Below are 16,121 nucleotides of genomic sequence, written 5' to 3'. Positions count from 1 at the left end.
GAGAGAAAGTGTATGTCAACAAAAGATTTATCCGTTATCCTAGGTGTTATATTAATCGTCGCGATGTTGATCATACCATTTCCGCCAGGTCTATTAAGTTTTCTAATTATCATAAATATTTCTCTTGCATTACTCGTTCTATTAACAACGATGAATATGACCGAGCCATTGCAATTTTCTGTTTTTCCTACATTACTTTTAATTTTAACCTTGTTTCGACTTGGGTTAAACGTATCGACTACTAGATCTATATTATCAAAAGGAGAAGCGGGTGGTGTAGTAGAAACATTCGGTACATTCGTAGTTGGAGGGAATGTAATCGTAGGACTTGTTGTCTTCTTAATTTTAATTATTATCAATTTTATTGTTATTACAAAAGGATCTGAACGTGTATCAGAAGTAGCAGCACGTTTTACTTTGGATGCGATGCCAGGTAAACAAATGAGTATTGATGCAGATCTAAATGCAGGGATGATTTCTGAACAAGAAGCGAGAGATCGACGGACAAAGGTAAGTAGAGAATCAGATTTTTATGGAGCAATGGATGGTGCGAGTAAGTTTGTAAAAGGGGATGCAATTGCCGGAATTATTATTGTACTAATCAATCTAATTTTTGGAATCATTATTGGGATGACCCAGTTAGGGCTACCAATTTCTGAAGCAGCTATGAGGTTTTCTCTCCTAACAGTTGGGGATGGAATTGTTAGTCAAATACCTGCGTTAATCATATCAACTGCAACCGGTATTGTTGTAACGCGTGCTGCATCGGATGGAAACCTAGGTCAGGATGTGATGACCCAGCTTTTTGCGTTTCCAAAAATGTTATATGTTGCTGCGGCGACTATATTTATTTTGGGAATTGCAACACCTATTAATGATATTGTTACGATTCCAATTGCTGCAGCTCTTGCTATTGGTGCATACCGGTTATCGAAAATTCCAAAAAAGGATGATATAGAATTACAAGAGATGGAAGAAGAAATTCAATCTGAAGAATTAAAGAGTCCTGAGAGTGTGATTAATTTATTGAATATTGATCCGATCGAATTTGAATTCGGTTATGGATTAATTCCTCTCGCTGATGCCAATCAGGGGGGTGATCTACTCGATCGGGTAGTCATGATTAGGCGGCAGCTTGCTTTAGAATTAGGTTTAGTTATTCCAGTTGTGCGAATTCGGGATAATATTCAATTGCAGCCAAATGAATATATATTGAAAATTAAAGGCAATGAAATGGGGAGAGGTGAGCTTCTTCTTGACCACTATTTAGCCATGAGTCCTGGTATGGATGATGATTCAGTTGAGGGAATTGATACTGTCGAACCATCGTTCGGATTACCAGCGAAGTGGATTACCGAAGAAATGAAAGAACAAGCAGAGATTCTAGGGTATACGGTGGTTGATCCACCTTCAGTCGTTTCCACACATATTACAGAAATTTTACGTATGAATGCTTATGAATTATTAGGTCGTCAGGAAACAAAGCAGCTTATTGATCACGTGAAAGAATCGTACCCGATATTAGTGGAGGAAGTAACACCAAATCCACTTTCAGTAGGAGATATCCAAAAAGTACTTGCGAAACTTTTAAAAGAAAATGTTTCTATCCGTAATTTAACTATTATCTTCGAAACGTTAGCAGACTTTGGAAAAATGTCTACTGATACAGACCTGTTAACGGAATATGTTCGTCAGGCTTTAGCCCGACAAATTACGAATCAATTTCTTGAAGAAGGAAATGTTCTAAAAGTAGTAACGGTTTCTGGAAAAATTGAAAAAATGATAGCGGATGGTGTTCAACAAACTGAGCATGGGAATTATTTATCAATTGATCCGAATGATTCCCAGGCAATTCTTGAAGCAGTCGCGAATCAAGTTGAGCAATTATCATTAATCGGTCAAACGCCGATAATTTTATGTTCACCTGCAGTAAGGATGTATGTTCGCCAAATGACAGAGCGGTATTTTCCACGTGTTCCGGTTTTATCCTACAATGAATTGGAAGCAAATGTTGAAGTCCAAAGTATTGGGGTGGTGAATGTAGAATGAAGGTAAAAAAATATGTCGCTCAGAACATGGCTGAAGCCATGAAACAAATTCGTCAGGACTTAGGGGATGAAGCAGTTATTCTCAATTCTAAGGTGACACATACTGGCGGCTGGCTTGGTTTATTTAAAAAGAAAAAACTAGAAGTGATAGCTGCATTAGATATGGAAAGAAAACCTAGTACGGTATTTGTTAAAGAAAAGAAGAGGGAGCAACTCCCTCAACACACTAGTCAAAAGTCTTTGGAGTCAAATAAAAATTTACATGAAGAAATTAATGAAATAAAACGGATGGTTCAAGATATTACGATTAACCAGCCAATTCAAATGCAAAATTATCCTGAACCCATTCAAATTTTCTGTGAAAAATTATATAGTCAAGATTTAAATATGAATATTATCCATTCTTTAGGGGAGGAGCTTCTCAAGCAATGGAGAAGTTCACAGGTCGACCCTTCAGAACAGGAAATTTCCGAATGGGCGAAGAAACATTTTACAGATATTCTCTCACAATATGACAATGGGGGAAGCAATGTTCGGAAAAAATATATTAATTTGGTAGGACCTACAGGAGTAGGAAAAACGACTACTCTTGCAAAAATTGCAGCTGGTGAAGTGATTAATAACCGAAAAAAAATAGCATTTATCACGACGGATACATATCGAATTGCTGCAATTGAGCAATTAAAGACATATGCTAATTTGTTAAATGTCCCCGTGGAAGTTGTTTATAAATTAGAAGATTTTCAAAAAGCGGTAAAAAAATATGAGGATTATGATCATGTTTTTATCGATACTGCAGGAAGAAATTATAGAGAAATGAAATATATTGAGGAACTTCAAAATCTCATCGATTTTAAGCAAGATATTGAAACATTTCTTACTCTTTCAATGACAATGAAAGAAAGGGATATCCAGGAGATTATTAAAAACTTTGAAATACTATCTATAGATAAATTTATTTTCACTAAGCTGGATGAGACCTCAACTTATGGAACAATTGTTAATATAATGGTTCAAAATAAAAAAGGGGTTGCCTATTTAACCTATGGACAAGATGTCCCAGATGATGTTGAAGTAGGAAGTTCACAAGCCATTATTAAGCATTTATTTGAAGGTATCGACCAATGATGGATCAAGCAGAAAATTTACGGAAAATGTTGAAGAAAAAGCACTCGGTAACAGCAAGAACAATTGCAGTTGTTAGCGGGAAAGGTGGCGTTGGAAAAACTAATATCTCTGTCAATACTGCCATTTCTTTGTCTAAAAGAGGGAAAAAAGTTTTAATTTTTGACTTTGATATCGGTATGGGTAATGTCAATGTACTTTTAGGTGTAGATTCAAAATATACGATTTCAGATTTTCTCGAACAACAAATTCCAATCCAAGATATTATTTTTACAGCACCGAACCAGATATCGTATATTTCCGCTGGAAATGGCTTTGATAATATCGTAGAGCTTAATCGAGAAGCAATTGATCGATTATTATCTGAACTTGAAGAGCTTCAATATATCTATGATTATATTATTTTTGATATGGGAGCTGGAGCGACAAAAGCAAATATTCAAATCTTATTATCAGTTGATGACATTTTCGTTATTACTACACCTGAACCGACTGCCATAACTGATGCTTACTCGATGATGAAGTATATTGTTCTAAATGAAGTAGAAGCGGATCATCGGCTATTTTTGATTTGCAACCGTAGTGAAAGAGAAAAGGAAGGCTTCCAAACACTTGAACGATTGCAAATAGCAATGAAAAAGTTTCTAAATAAAGAGATTCTTATTCTTGGGGTATTGCCCGAGGATTCTCATGTACGAAAGTCTGTCATTAGACAGGTTCCGTTCTTATCAGAGTTTCCTCGTTCATCAATAACAGAATATCTAGAAAAAATTATACAAACATATTTAGGTGAAGCAAAACTTGCAATGCATTCATCACAATCTAATCCATTTATACGTAAATTGCGGAGCTTCTTTGAAAGGTAGGGATGATGATGAAAACGATTCAAGTACTTGTTGTTGACGATTCTGCATTTATGAGGAAATTAATCGTTGATTTTTTACAAGAGGAACCGTCTATTGAAGTGATTGGAACTGCGCGTAATGGAATTGAAGCAATTGAAAAAGTAAATAAATTACGACCAGACGTCATCACCATGGACATTGAAATGCCTAAGATGAATGGTCTTGATGCTTTAACCATTATTAATAAACAAACGCCAACTCCAATTATCATGCTATCGAGTACAACGAAAATTGGTGCTGAAAATACAATTATTGCTATGCAAAACGGTGCAATTGATTTTGTTACTAAACCGTCTGGCCCCATTTCACTAGACTTAATCAAAGTAAAAGAAGAATTAATCCAAAAAGTAAAACATGCAAGTCAAGTGAACATGGATAAGGTTTGCAGACCGTTAGTCCAAACTAAATTGAATAAGAATCCCGTTGAATCAATTTTAGTTCCAAATCATAATTCTTGGAATCAAAGTAGGAAAAAGCTAATTTGTATTGGTTCCTCCACGGGGGGCCCAAGGGCATTACAAGAGGTTATAACGAATCTGCCAGAATCCATTAAAGCACCAATTCTTATCGTCCAACATATGCCTGCAGGATTTACAAAATCGCTTGCTAATCGTCTAAATTCAATGAGTAATATAAAGGTAAAAGAAGCAGAAGACGGGGATATATTAGAGGATGGAGTGGCTTATATTGCCCCGGGAAATGACCATATTCAGTTAAATAAGCATGGTTCTAAAGTTTCTATATCTTTAGATCATTCACCACCGATAAAAGGACATCGACCTTCTGTTGACTTTATGTTTCAGTCAGTTAGTAAACTATCTGAATACGATAAAATAGCAGTAATATTGACAGGAATGGGTTCTGATGGTTCAAAAGGTTTGATAGAATTAAAGAATAATGGAAATGTTAAGGCAATTGCGGAATCAGAGAATAGTTGTATTGTTTTCGGAATGCCGAAATCAGCAATTGCCACGAATTTAGTAGATGAAATTAAAGATCTTGAACAAATATCAAATACAATCATGAAGTACATGTTGTAGAAGGGTGTGGGATCACATGGAAATGGGTCAATATTTAGAGATTTTTATCGAGGAAAGTAAGGAACATTTACAATCCTGTAATGAACAGTTATTACTATTGGAAAAAAATCCGCATGATTTATCTATTGTCAATGAAATTTTTCGTTCAGCACACACTTTAAAGGGAATGTCTGCAACAATGGGGTTTGAAGATTTAGCCAACTTAACCCACAAGATGGAGAACGTTCTTGATGCAATTCGTAATGAAAAAATTTCTGTATCTCCAGAAATTTTAGACGTTGTCTTTTTAGCAGTTGATGATCTTGAAACGATGGTTGAATCGATTGCCAGTGGTGGTGATGGAAAAAAAGATGTAACAGAAGTAATTGAGAAGCTCCATATCATCGAAACAGGAGAATCACCTATCATTCAATCATCAGCACAACAGGAAGTTGGTGCTACAGTAGAAGTTGTTAAGGAAGACCTAAAAAATAGTTATGATCAATATGAGCAAACCATTATTAAGCAATCACTTGAACAAGGTTTCAATTGTTTAGAATTGTCAATTTCATTAAGAAGTGACTGCCTATTGAAAGCTGCACGAGTATTTATGACTTTTGAAGTTCTAGAAAAATCGGGTGAAATTATTAATTCCACTCCGTCTGTTGATCAATTAGAGGCAGAACAATTTGATAGTGAATTTACAGTTACTTTAATTACACAAGAGTCAGCTGATGAAATTAAAAAGAAAGTGATGAAGGTTTCTGAAATTGAAAATGTCCAAATAGTAGAAATAAAAGATGTCGAGCGATTCCATGGTAAGACAGTGCAAGAACTTAAGGAAGAGCAAACAAATCAACCTATTAACAAGGTAAAAGAAAAAACTCCTCAGAAAAAGGGAGAAGAAAAGCAGTCATCTACTAATTCCGCAAATCATAACAAAACGATACGGGTGAATATAGAAAGATTAGATATTTTAATGAATCTTTTTGAAGAGCTAGTTATCGATCGTGGTAGATTAGAGCAGATATCGAAGGAATTAAAGCATTCAGAGCTAGATGAGACAGTGGAAAGAATGACACGTATTTCAAGTGATCTTCAAAATATTATCCTGAATATGAGAATGGTTCCAGTTGAAACTGTCTTTAATCGATTCCCTAGAATGGTGAGACAGCTTGCACGAGATTTAAATAAAAAGATCAATTTAGAGGTTATTGGTGCTGAAACGGAACTAGATCGTACAGTAATTGATGAAATAGGTGACCCACTTGTACACTTATTGCGAAATGCTATCGATCATGGAATTGAAATGCCCGAAAAACGTATACAACAAGGAAAACCTGAAGAAGGAACGATTAAATTAAAAGCATATCATAGTGGAAATCATGTATTTATTGAAATAGAAGATGATGGTGCTGGAATCAATCGTGAAAAAGTGTTAAATAAAGCCTTATCAAAAGGAATTCTGTCTGAAGAAGAAGCTGCTGCGCTAACTGATAAACAAGTGTTCGAATTAATTCTAGCATCTGGATTTTCTACTGCTGAAACGATCTCTGATATTTCTGGTAGAGGTGTTGGATTAGATGTAGTTAAAGCAACGATCGAATCCTTAGGTGGAACGATCAATATCGATTCATCTGAAGGCGATGGATCCGTATTCATTATTCAACTGCCATTAACATTATCAATTATTTCAGTTATGTTGGTAGAAGTTGGTGACGAAAAATATGCCGTTCCACTTTCATCAATTATAGAAACAGCCATCATAAAACAAACTGATATTTTAAATGCACATAATCAAAAGGTCATTGACTTTAGAGGAAATATCGTTCCATTAGTATTTCTTAAGGATGTCTTTAGTGTTCCGAATACATCGGATGAAGATGAGTATCATTCAGTAGTTATTGTTAGAAAAGGGAATAAAATGGCTGCTTTAGTCGTTGATTCGTTCATTGGTCAACAGGAAATTGTGTTGAAGTCATTAGGAAATTACTTAACTAATGTTTTTGCCATTTCAGGTGCAACGATCCTTGGTGACGGACAAGTAGCGTTAATTATTGATTGTAATGCATTGATAAAATAAAAGGAATTTTATCTACCTTGGAGGAAAGATTGGAGTGGGAAAAATGACAGATGTCATTGCAACTGAAAATGTGAAGTTAATCGTATTTCGCTTATTAGATAAAGAATATGCTATTCCTGTTCAGCAAGTACGTGCGATTGAAAAAGTATTACATATTACAAGGGTTCCTCGTACTGAAAGCTTTGTAAAAGGTGTTATAAATTTACGTGGGATCGTATTGCCAATTATTGATTTACAAAAGAGATTTGGAATTGGAAAAATATTACCTAATGATGACACAAGGATCATTATTGTTCAAATGGAAACAATGGAAGTTGGATTATTAGTAGATGCGGCCAATGATGTGATTGATATACCAAAAGATATTATTGAACCACAACCAGATATAGTTGACATGGCAAAAGCAGAATTTATTTCTGGTGTTGCCAAAGTGGACAAACGCTTATTATTGTTAATAAATTTAGAACAAGTGCTTAGTCCACTTAAATAGGAGAAATATTGATGTCTATAGATAATGGGTTTACAACGATTCATTTGGATATTTTGAAAGAGATAGGGAATATTGGAGCAGGGAATGCCGCAACTGCTCTTTCTACCCTTCTTAATAAGAAAATTGAAATGAATGTTCCAAATGTGCGAATTGTACCTTTTCATGAAATAACGGAGCTTGCTGGTGGATCGGAAAATGTAGTTGTTAGTGTCTTTTTAAAGATTGAAGGGGATGCAAATGGAAATATGTTTTTTATCCTCCCTATTGAGCAAGGTGAACGGTTTATTAGAAAAATGACCGGTGATCAATCTTTTTCATTTCTTGCAGATTTCCAAAATGATTTAGGAATTTCAGCTGCTCACGAGCTTGGAAATATTATGGCAGGATCTTATTTAACTGCATTATCAGACTTTACAAATTTAGACTTATATCCTTCTGTACCTGCTCTTAGTGTTGACATGTTTGGAGCAATTATTAGTTATGGATTATTAGAGGTATCACAAGTAAGTGATTATGCCATTGTCATAGATACGGCCCTATATGAAGCAGATACATTGTCAAGTGTAAATGGGCACTTTTTTCTACTCCCAAATCCAGATTCTTTCCAAATTATTTTTAAAGCGCTGGGAGTGGAATAACAATGGAGACCGTCATTAAAGTTGGGATTGCTGATTTAAATATTGTTCGATCCCCATACACGATTCGTACAACAGGTTTAGGGTCATGTGTCGGTGTCATCCTATATGATGAATCCCAACGTTTAGCTGGATTAGCTCATGTGATGTTACCAGATTCAAGCATTGCAAAGGATCCTACAACTATAAATAAAGCAAAATTTGCTGATACAGCAATAAAAGAGCTTTTATCAAAACTAGTAATGGAAGGTTCTAGAGCGCATAAATTAAAAGCGAAAATAGCTGGTGGTGCAGAAATGTTCTCCTTTTCTTCTCAGAATGAGATGATGAGAATTGGTCCAAGAAACGTTGAAGCAGTAAAACTGGCGTTATTAAAGGAAAATATTCGTATTGTTGCTGAGGATACTGGTGGTAATAGTGGGCGGACGATTGAATTCAATCCATCTACCTGTTTATTGCAAATAAGAACAGTTAATAAAGGTACAAAAGATATTTAATATATAAACGTATGAAAAAAGGATGATATTTGCAAAAGGCTATTGGAATTATTCCAAATTGTTTTTTGGTTCTTTTCTCAAACATAGTTGCTATTAGATAATGTTTTAACTAATAAAAATAGGTTGAAGATCGACGAGTCCTTCATTCCTTTGAGAAAAGAACTACAAACTTAAAGAGAACCAATATTCTTTATTAGGTGTAAAAAGCAAAAACCATACGAAAACAGCCTTTTTTTTGATCATTTATAAGTAGATTTCTATTGTCTTCTTGATAATTGCTAAAGATAAGAATCGGCTCCATTATGAAATAAAAGAAACTCGAGGAGGGAGAACAATGTTATACAAAGAAGCTACTGAAGAAAAAAAATACTGGGATCTTTGGTTACATTCGCGTGATACACATGCAGGTGATGTTTTAGTGAAAAAATATCTGCCACTTGTTCAATATCATGTACATAGGATTGCGGTTGGCCTTCCTCGAAGCGTTTCAAAGGATGATTTGAAAAGTCTCGGGATGTTAGGGTTGCTAGACGCATTAAACAAGTTTGATGCTACACGTGATCTTAAATTTGATACTTATGCATCCTTTCGAATTCGTGGTGCTATTCTTGATGGACTTAGAAAAGAAGACTGGTTACCAAGAGGGACGAGGGAACGGGCAAAAAAGATAGAAATGGCTACCGAATTGCTTGAACAAGAATATATGAGACCAGTTACTGCTGAGGAAATAGCTAATCATATGGGATTGACGGAAGAAGAAGTTTGTCAAACGGTAAATGAGCATTTTTTTGCTAATGTCTTATCAATGGATGAGCATGTAAACGAAATGGATGACAGTGAAATGCAAGGGTTTATTCTAAAGGATGAAAAAGCACCTAATCCAGAAGAATTATTAGTAAAAAGTGAGCAAATTAAAGAGTTATCAAAGGTTATTACTCAATTATCTGAAAAAGAACAGCTTGTATTAAGCCTTTTTTATCATGAAGAATTAACACTGACTGAAATCGGTGAAATAATGGGTTTATCCACATCGAGAATATCACAAATACATTCCAAAGCATTGTTTAAGCTAAAAAATATTTTAGAGAAACAACTATAATATTCTCAAGGAGGCTTCTCTTGCATGGAATTAAAATCAATTGAAATGCAAATTGCCTTACCTAAAAGTATTGATGTCGGAAAACAGGTTCAGCAACTACATCAAGAGGGACAGTTGCTGAACGACCATGCTCTAAACCAAATGGAAAAAGAACTACAACAAAAGCGCAAACAAGTGATGAAGAATGAACAAAAAGATCGTGTGCACCTAAAAAGGAAACAAAACGATCATGATGAACTTGATCATGAAAGAAAGAAACAAAACAAACAAAAGGATCAAGAACAGCAACATCCATACAAAGGAAATAATATTGATTTTAGCGGGTAGGGATTTATCATGACACACATGATGTTATTTTTTTCTATTATTTTAAACATAATTACAATTTTTGCGGTTATTATTCTTTACTTACGCCAAAATCGCATAACTGCTTTGGATCACACACAAAAACACGCTATGAAGGAAATGGAAGATTTATTTTCAGCTTACATCGAAGAATTAAAAGAGGAAAATAATCAGTTTATCGATAACATAAAACATCTTCAGGAAAATCAAAGTCAAAAAGAAAAAACGGAAGTCAGTGAAGTTAATGAGACTTTCAATATCGAAACTTCTGAGGAAAAACAAAAAATTGATAATAAGGGCATCACTCCACATTCATATAAGCATTTGACTGCAGTTAAGTCCTATCAAAATAGAGTGGAACCTAGTAGTATAGTAACAAACCTTGAAGCAAAGGAAGCTGAACCGAAAACAGTTCAGGAACGAGTTGTCTCTCTTAAAAAAGAGGGTTTAACTAATGAAGAAATCGCAAAAAAATTAAACAAAGGAATAACGGAAATTGAATTAATGTTGAAATTCTATAAAAAAGCTACAGATAATCTTGATTGATAGACAGTTTTATGCTATATTAATTTTTGGTGTTAATACACACGCTTCAGGATTTAAATGAAGGGTGCTATTGAAAAAAATAGTCTTTATTTAAAAATGAATGGAGCGGAGGAAAACAAAACCATTAGGAGGAAATAAAATGTCAGTAATTTCTATGAAACAATTACTAGAAGCTGGTGTACATTTCGGACACCAAACTCGCCGTTGGAACCCAAAAATGAAAAAATATATTTTCACTGAGCGTAACGGCATTTATATCATCGATCTTCAAAAAACAGTGAAAAAGGTTGAAGAAGCATACAACTTTGTTAGAGAGCTTGCTGCTGACGGTGGTAATATTCTTTTCGTTGGTACAAAGAAACAAGCTCAAGAATCTGTAAAAGAAGAAGCAGAACGCGTTGGTATGTACTATGTTAATCACCGTTGGTTAGGTGGTACATTAACAAACTTTGAAACAATCCAAAAACGTATTGAACGTTTAAAAGCAATCGAAAAGATGGAAGAAGATGGAACATTCGAAGTTCTTCCTAAAAAAGAAGTTGTTCAACTTAAAAAAGAACATGAACGTCTAGTTAAATTCTTAGGCGGAATTAAAGATATGAAGAAATTACCAGATGCATTATTCATCATTGATCCTCGTAAAGAGCGTATTGCAGTTGCAGAAGCTCGTAAATTAAACATTCCTATCGTAGGTATTGTTGATACAAACTGTGATCCAGATGAAATCGACTATGTAATTCCAGCTAATGATGATGCAATTCGTGCGGTTAAATTATTAACTGGTAAAATTGCAGATGCAATTGTAGAAGTGAAACAAGGTGAAGCTGAAGAAACATCTGCACCTGAACAAGCACCAGCTGAAGTTGCTGAATAAAATTATCTACTTTTGTGGAAAAATGTATGAAAAAAGGTGATAAGAAGGTTTCAACCTTATCACCTTTTTTTAAAGAGTGAGTGAACATATAACTAATATATATTTACATACAATAAAGGAGGACTTCCCATGGCAGTTACTGCACAAATGGTAAAAGAATTACGCGAAAAAACAGGCGCCGGTATGATGGACTGTAAAAAAGCATTAACAGAAACAAATGGTGATATGGATAAAGCAATCGACTATCTTCGTGAAAAAGGGATTGCTAAAGCTGCAAAGAAAGCAGATCGTATCGCTGCAGAAGGTACAACTTTCATTTTAAGTGAAGGAAATAAAGCAGTTATCTTAGAAGTAAACTCTGAAACTGATTTCGTTGCAAAAAATGAAGGATTTATGAATCTTGTTAAAGAACTAGCTTCTCATTTATTGAAAAATAGCCCAGCTACTGTTGAAGAAGCATTAGAACAAAAAATGGAAAATGGTAGTACTGTACTTGAAACAATCAATGCTGCTATTGCAAAAATTGGTGAAAAAATCACGCTACGTCGTTTCGAAGTAAAAACAAAATCTGATAATGCAGCATTTGGTGAGTACCTACACATGGGTGGCCGTATTGGTGTATTAGCAGTATTAGAAGGAACAACTGATCAAGCTGTTGCGAAGGATGTTGCTATGCATGCAGCTGCATTGAATCCTAAATATATTTCTCGTGATCAAGTATCTCAAGAAGAAGTTGACCATGAACGTGAAGTTCTTACTCAACAAGCATTAAATGAAGGAAAACCTGAAAATATCGTTGCTAAAATGGTTGAAGGCCGCTTAAGCAAATACTTCGAAGAAATTTGTATTATTGACCAAGCATTCGTAAAAAACCCAGATCAAAAAGTTGGTCAATTTGTTAAATCACACGGTGCTACAATTACTGATTTAACTCGTTACGAAGTTGGAGAAGGTATTGAAAAGCGTCAAGATAATTTCGCTGAAGAAGTAATGAGTCAAGTAAAGAAATAAGCTTTAATGATGGGGAACACTCTGTGTTCCCTATTTTTAAAGAAGGCTCTTTTCTAATTGACATTGTACATAAATTACAATTGATAATTTTGACTAATCAAGTATAAAATCAAGAAAAGAGTACCAAGCTTTTATTATTATTGCATGGAAATCATTGCATTAATAACATAAAAGATATCATCGATGAAAATTTACATACTCTAAACCAATTGGAGGTCCATAAATGAGCACCCCAAAATATAAACGTGTAGTTTTAAAATTAAGTGGTGAAGCATTAGCTGGTGAACAAGGGTTTGGTATCAATCCCTCAGTTATTAAATCAGTGGCAGAACAAGTAAAAGAATTAGCAGAACTTGGTGTTGAAGTTGCTGTTGTTGTAGGTGGCGGGAATATTTGGCGTGGCAAAATCGGCAGCGAGATGGGAATGGATCGCGCTACAGCTGATTATATGGGCATGTTGGCTACGGTTATGAATTCTTTAGCACTTCAAGACAGTTTAGAACAAAATGGAATCGAAACTCGTGTTCAAACATCTATAGATATGCGTCAGGTGGCCGAGCCATATATTCGTAGACGCGCCATTAGACATCTTGAAAAGAAACGTGTTGTCATATTTGCAGCAGGTACAGGGAACCCGTATTTCTCTACAGATACAACAGCAGCACTTAGGGCGGCAGAAATTGAGGCAGAAGTCATATTAATGGCTAAAAACAATGTAGATGGTGTATATTCTGCTGATCCAAAATTAGATAAAAATGCAATTAAATACGATGAATTAACTTATCTAGATGTAATTAAAAATGGCTTAGCCGTAATGGATTCTACTGCTTCATCATTATGTATGGATAATGATATTCCATTAATTGTTTTTTCAATTATGGAGAAGGGGAATATCAAACGTGTTATAATGGGTGAAAATATTGGTACTATTGTAAGGGGGAAGGAATAATGCCGAAACAAGTAATTGCAAATACAAAGGAAAAAATGACTAAGGCGATTCAAGCATATACGCGTGAGCTAAGCTCAATTAGGGCTGGAAGAGCAAGTGCATCATTATTAGATAGAATTGTTGTTGACTATTATGGAGCACCAACACCAGTTAACCAATTAGCTTCGGTATCTGTACCAGAGGCAAGATTACTTGTTATCCAACCGTATGACAAGACTATTGTATCAGATGTTGAAAAAGCTATCTTAAAATCTGATTTAGGTCTAACACCGAATAGTGATGGCACATTAATTCGTCTTGCAATTCCTCCATTAACAGAGGAGCGTCGTAAAGAATTAGTGAAGCAAGTGAAAAAAGAGGCAGAATCAGCAAAAGTAGCAATTAGAAATATTCGTCGTGATGCGAATGATGATTTGAAGAAATTAGAGAAAAACGGTGAAATTTCTGAAGATGATCTAAGAGGTTATTCCGATGATGTTCAAAAATTAACAGACGAGTATATTAATAAAGTAGACGAACTGACTAAATCAAAAGAACAAGATATATTAGAAGTATAACGAAAAGCTCTCGAAATCGAGAGCTTTTTTTAAATGAAAGACTACTTGATTTGTTTTAGTAGCTCATTTCTCAAACATTGCTGCTATTTTGATTAAGTGATGACAAATTTTATAGGTAGAAGCTGTACCTTCCATCCTTTCACTGATACAAGGGATTTAAACTACACGGGACAATTTGTACTTTGAAAAAATGGATGGAAAAACTACACAAATATATTAATTTTATCTATAATAGAAATCACATTTAAAACATATTTTTTGTAAATAAAGATATTCATCCGATTTTTTGATATCATATTATATGTTATAGATTTATTAAGTGCAGTATTCCAGTGGAGGGCAAGTTATGTTAAAGAAAATGAAGTTACAAAAAACTTCCAAAGGAACACAAAGTATTGAAGAAAGAATTCAGCATATACAAAAGCAAGAACTTCCCAAGCATATAGCGATTATTATGGATGGGAATGGGAGATGGGCCAAAAAAAGAGGACTTCCTCGAGTTGCAGGGCATCATGAAGGAATGCAAAAAGTAAAACCAATTACACGTCTAGCAAACAAGCTCGGTATTGAGGTATTAACTCTTTATGCGTTTTCTACTGAAAATTGGATTCGCCCAAAAATGGAAGTAGATTATTTAATGAAGCTTCCACAAGAATTTCTTAGTGCCTTTCTACCTGAATTGATTGAAGAAAATGTGAAAGTAGAAATGATGGGGCATAAAGATAAATTACCTGTACATACGATGAAAGCCGTACAAAAAGCGATGGATGACACTTGTAATAACAGTGGACTTATATTGAACTTTGCTTTAAATTACGGTGGTAGGGATGAAATTGTCAATGCAGTACAGAATATTTTACAAGATGCAAAAAACGGTCAAATCAGTACTGAGGATTTAACAGAGGAAACAATATCCCACTATCTAATGTCTAAAAATTTACAGGATCCTGATTTATTAATCCGGACTAGTGGCGAAATACGTCTAAGTAACTTTATGCTTTGGCAACTTGCATATACCGAATTTGTGTTTACAGATGTATTATGGCCGGATTTTAGTGAAGAGGACCTTCTAGAAGCAATCGAAGAATATCAACGGAGATCAAGACGTTACGGCGGCATACAAAGTGAGGGAAAAGAACAGTGAAACAAAGAATAATTACGGCAGTGATTGCTGCAGCTATATTTATACCAATCGTTATTTATGGAAACATCCCATTTATTATCCTTTCTTATTTAATGGGAACAGTAGCTATTTATGAGCTATTAAGAATGAGAAAAATTTCTATCGTTTCATTTCAAGGAATTATTTCTGTTTTATTATTATGGATTATTCTAATACCAAAACAATATATTAATGTAATAGAGAATTTAGGCTATTCAAAACTGGAATATATCTTTATTGCCATACTTTTATTTCTTGTTATTACCGTTATAACAAAAAATAAAACCACGTTTGATGATATCTCCTTTTTATTACTAACAGTACTTTATGTAGGAATGGGGATCTATTATTTTATTGAAACAAGAGAAACTGGCGGTCTTACATATATTCTCTATTCCTTATTTATTATTTGGGCAACAGATTCGGGTGCCTATTTTATTGGTCGTTCTATGGGGAAAAGGAAACTCTGGCCAGAAATTAGTCCAAATAAAACTATTGAGGGTGCTGTAGGTGGGGTTGTATGTGCCGTTGTTGTGGGCATTCTCTTTCACTTTTTCTCAAACATTGATGTATCTATAGGAAAGTTATTATTCGTTTCAGCTGTTTTAGCGATTTTTGGACAAATTGGAGATTTAGCTGAATCAGCCTATAAACGTCACTATGGAGTAAAGGACTCAGGAAAAATCCTTCCTGGACATGGCGGAATTTTAGACCGTTTTGATAGTTTATTATTTGTATGGCCTTTATTGCATATACTTCATATTATTGGTAATTAA

At 34.6% G+C, this 16,121-nt stretch carries 17 protein-coding genes; all 17 read left to right on the top strand.

Going from position 1 to position 16,121, the window contains the following annotated elements:
* The first annotated feature begins 12 nt into the window (after nt 1-12).
* The 17 genes from flhA to NST63_RS15880 all read left to right on the top strand — a co-directional run bounded on the left by flhA (nt 13) and on the right by NST63_RS15880 (nt 16,121).
* Complete coding sequence (flhA, locus tag NST63_RS15960) at nt 13-2,049, top strand: flagellar biosynthesis protein FlhA (protein WP_078110796.1); 2,037 nt, start codon at nt 13-15, stop codon at nt 2,047-2,049.
* Nucleotides 2,046-3,176, top strand: coding sequence for a flagellar biosynthesis protein FlhF (gene flhF, locus NST63_RS15955; RefSeq protein ID WP_341042909.1), 1,131 nt, complete (start codon nt 2,046-2,048; stop codon nt 3,174-3,176). The genes flhA and flhF overlap by 4 nt, the downstream gene beginning before the upstream one ends.
* On the top strand, nt 3,173-4,039 hold the full coding sequence (locus tag NST63_RS15950) for a MinD/ParA family protein (protein WP_078109070.1): 867 nt from the start codon (nt 3,173-3,175) through the stop codon (nt 4,037-4,039). Before flhF ends, NST63_RS15950 begins: the two co-directional genes overlap by 4 nt.
* Before the next feature lie 8 nt (nt 4,040-4,047).
* A complete protein-coding gene (locus NST63_RS15945) occupies nt 4,048-5,118 on the top strand; it encodes a protein-glutamate methylesterase/protein-glutamine glutaminase (RefSeq protein WP_078109071.1) in 1,071 nt (356 codons plus the stop codon).
* Between the two features lie 16 nt (nt 5,119-5,134).
* Entirely contained in the window at nt 5,135-7,180 is a 2,046-nt protein-coding gene (locus tag NST63_RS15940) for a chemotaxis protein CheA (protein ID WP_341042906.1), read from the top strand.
* A gap of 43 nt (nt 7,181-7,223) precedes the next feature.
* A complete protein-coding gene (locus NST63_RS15935) occupies nt 7,224-7,670 on the top strand; it encodes a chemotaxis protein CheW (protein ID WP_078109093.1) in 447 nt (148 codons plus the stop codon).
* 11 nt (nt 7,671-7,681) lie between these two features.
* Nucleotides 7,682-8,308, top strand: coding sequence for a chemotaxis protein CheC (locus NST63_RS15930; RefSeq protein WP_058002672.1), 627 nt, complete (start codon nt 7,682-7,684; stop codon nt 8,306-8,308).
* A gap of 2 nt (nt 8,309-8,310) precedes the next feature.
* Nucleotides 8,311-8,802, top strand: a complete 492-nt coding sequence (locus NST63_RS15925; RefSeq protein ID WP_341042905.1) for a chemotaxis protein CheD — start codon at nt 8,311-8,313, stop codon at nt 8,800-8,802.
* A gap of 334 nt (nt 8,803-9,136) precedes the next feature.
* On the top strand, nt 9,137-9,901 hold the full coding sequence (locus NST63_RS15920) for a FliA/WhiG family RNA polymerase sigma factor (RefSeq protein WP_341042904.1): 765 nt from the start codon (nt 9,137-9,139) through the stop codon (nt 9,899-9,901).
* Between the two features lie 24 nt (nt 9,902-9,925).
* Nucleotides 9,926-10,228, top strand: a complete 303-nt coding sequence (locus NST63_RS15915; RefSeq protein WP_078109075.1) for a hypothetical protein — start codon at nt 9,926-9,928, stop codon at nt 10,226-10,228.
* Between the two features lie 9 nt (nt 10,229-10,237).
* Nucleotides 10,238-10,792 carry a hypothetical protein gene (locus NST63_RS15910; RefSeq protein WP_341042903.1) on the top strand — a complete coding sequence of 185 codons (555 nt, stop codon included), beginning with the start codon at nt 10,238-10,240 and terminating at the stop codon, nt 10,790-10,792.
* A 139-nt stretch (nt 10,793-10,931) separates the two neighbouring features.
* Nucleotides 10,932-11,666 (top strand): 30S ribosomal protein S2, encoded by a 735-nt coding sequence (gene rpsB / locus NST63_RS15905; protein ID WP_058002677.1) that lies wholly within the window; start codon nt 10,932-10,934, stop codon nt 11,664-11,666.
* 129 nt (nt 11,667-11,795) lie between these two features.
* Nucleotides 11,796-12,677, top strand: a complete 882-nt coding sequence (gene tsf / locus NST63_RS15900) for a translation elongation factor Ts (RefSeq protein ID WP_058002678.1) — start codon at nt 11,796-11,798, stop codon at nt 12,675-12,677.
* A 223-nt stretch (nt 12,678-12,900) separates the two neighbouring features.
* Nucleotides 12,901-13,626 carry a UMP kinase gene (gene pyrH / locus NST63_RS15895; protein WP_058002679.1) on the top strand — a complete coding sequence of 242 codons (726 nt, stop codon included), beginning with the start codon at nt 12,901-12,903 and terminating at the stop codon, nt 13,624-13,626.
* Nucleotides 13,626-14,183, top strand: coding sequence for a ribosome recycling factor (frr, locus tag NST63_RS15890; RefSeq protein ID WP_078109077.1), 558 nt, complete (start codon nt 13,626-13,628; stop codon nt 14,181-14,183). The genes pyrH and frr overlap by 1 nt, the downstream gene beginning before the upstream one ends.
* 346 nt (nt 14,184-14,529) lie before the next feature.
* The gene (locus NST63_RS15885) at nt 14,530-15,327 is read left to right on the top strand and encodes an isoprenyl transferase (protein WP_058002681.1); all 798 of its coding nucleotides are present in this window, start codon (nt 14,530-14,532) and stop codon (nt 15,325-15,327) included.
* Nucleotides 15,324-16,121, top strand: coding sequence for a phosphatidate cytidylyltransferase (locus tag NST63_RS15880; RefSeq protein WP_058002682.1), 798 nt, complete (start codon nt 15,324-15,326; stop codon nt 16,119-16,121). The genes NST63_RS15885 and NST63_RS15880 overlap by 4 nt, the downstream gene beginning before the upstream one ends.

The sequence above is a fragment of the Heyndrickxia sp. FSL W8-0496 genome (genome assembly GCF_038007825.1).
GTDB classification, from domain to species: Bacteria; Bacillota; Bacilli; order Bacillales; family Bacillaceae_C; genus Heyndrickxia; species Heyndrickxia oleronia.
The sequence above is the reverse complement of the archived record's forward strand: the minus strand, read 5'-3'. Positions and strand labels throughout refer to the sequence as shown.